We start from the raw sequence: 1,438 nt of genomic DNA on the forward strand, positions 1-1,438 counted from the left end.
GAGCGCGCGGGCGGCGTCGAGGTCGATCCGCACGGGCAGCCCGGCGGTCAGTTCCTGGCGCACCTCCCGGACCGCGGGGTCCGGCGGGGGCGTGGCGGCGGGCAGCGGGTGGGCGATCAGCGCGGGCAGGGTCCTGGACATCGCCGCCCCCTCAGACCGGCAGCGCGTCGGTCAGGGCGCCGACACCGATCGAGGAGACGTCGAGCAGCTTCGCGAGGCTGCCAGGGCGCGGCAGGTGCAGCAGCCGCAGCGAAACGTCGAGGGTGTCCCGCCGCTGCGCGCTCTGCGAGAACGTCAGCGACTGCACCGCGAGGTCGGTCCGGATGGTCGCGGTCGTGATCAGCACCAGGCCGCTCTGCGTGCCGCCGGTGACCCGGGACAGCGCGGTGCCCTGCCTGCTGGACTCGGCGAGGTTCTCCAGCGCGACCTTCCAGGTGAAGCGCAGCGGGCCCAGCAGGACGGCGCTCAGCGACAGCGAGTCGTCGTGGCTGACCACCGCGACCCGCCGCCGGGTCCCGCCGACCTGCGGCACGAAGTACGCCGAGTCGATCGACAGCTGGGTCACCGCCCACAGCGGCACCGGCACGATGCCGTCGGAGAGCACGGCGCTCGGCGTGTGCAGGTACGGTTCGAAAAAGCTCATCGTGTTTCCCCTCCGGTGCCCGGCTTGCGCAGCCGCTGCTGGATCTCGGTGAACCGGGTGCGCAGGTCGGCGAAGTCGATCTTCATGTCGAGCAGGCGCTGTTGCAGGTAGCTCAGCTCGCCGCCGGCGTTGGTGATCACCCGCCGGACCCGGATGTCCGGGTCGTCGAGGATCGCGGCCACCCTGGCCTGTCCTTCGGGCGTGGCGAGGTCCGCGGCCGAAAACCCCTTGAGCCGGTCGCGGGCCTTCGTGAGCCGGCTGAGGGCGTCCGCCACCCCGGACGACTCCCCGGTGAGCGGGTCCGGCAGGTCGCGCACCTTCTTGGTCAGCTCGACGACGTCCTTCTGGACGTTCTTCCCGATGTTCTCGACCAGGCTGCTGACTTCGCCGAGCCCGGACTGGGACAGCGTCTTGTTGTCGCACAGCCAGATTTCCCGGCTGCCCTTGACGAGCACGATGAAGTCGGTGCCGCCCACGGTGACGCCGATGTCCGGCGCCTTCAGCACGAGGACGTCCTTGCCCAGCTGGAACACCGCGGCGAACTCGCCCACCAGGCCGCGGACGTGCTTGCTCATGATCACGTCGCGGACGTAGACCTCCAGCGACACCAGGGGTTTTCCCGCGGCCGCGTCCCGCTCCGCCTTCTCCAGCCAGGCGCTCGACAGCTCGAACAGGTGGTCGGGGTTGCGGGTGCCGAGGTCCCGCAGCAGCGCGGAACCCCGCAGGGCTTCGGCGATCCGCCCGGTCGGCGGCAGCCCGCGCGCGGTGACCTGCCGGTCCAGCTGCCGGGCGCGG

At 71.6% G+C, this 1,438-nt stretch carries 2 protein-coding genes; both read right to left on the reverse strand.

Going from position 1 to position 1,438, the window contains the following annotated elements:
- Positions 1-151 precede the first annotated feature (151 nt).
- The gene (locus tag G3I65_RS17275) at positions 152-643 is read right to left on the reverse strand and encodes a hypothetical protein (protein WP_160697030.1); all 492 of its coding nucleotides are present in this window, start codon (positions 641-643) and stop codon (positions 152-154) included.
- The coding region (locus G3I65_RS17280; RefSeq protein WP_160697031.1) for a hypothetical protein at positions 640-1,438 on the reverse strand (799 nt) is incomplete at its 5' end. The genes G3I65_RS17275 and G3I65_RS17280, both read right to left, overlap by 4 nt.

Origin of the sequence: Amycolatopsis sp. SID8362 (genome assembly GCF_010550475.1) — a bacterium.
GTDB classification, from domain to species: Bacteria; Actinomycetota; Actinomycetes; order Mycobacteriales; family Pseudonocardiaceae; genus Amycolatopsis; species Amycolatopsis eburnea.

Bases quoted from the DNA above. Each gene is read 5' to 3' on its own strand.
- G3I65_RS17275 (WP_160697030.1), bottom strand. From the start codon at position 643: ATGAGCTTTTTCGAACCGTACCTGCACACGCCGAGCGCCGTGCTCTCC.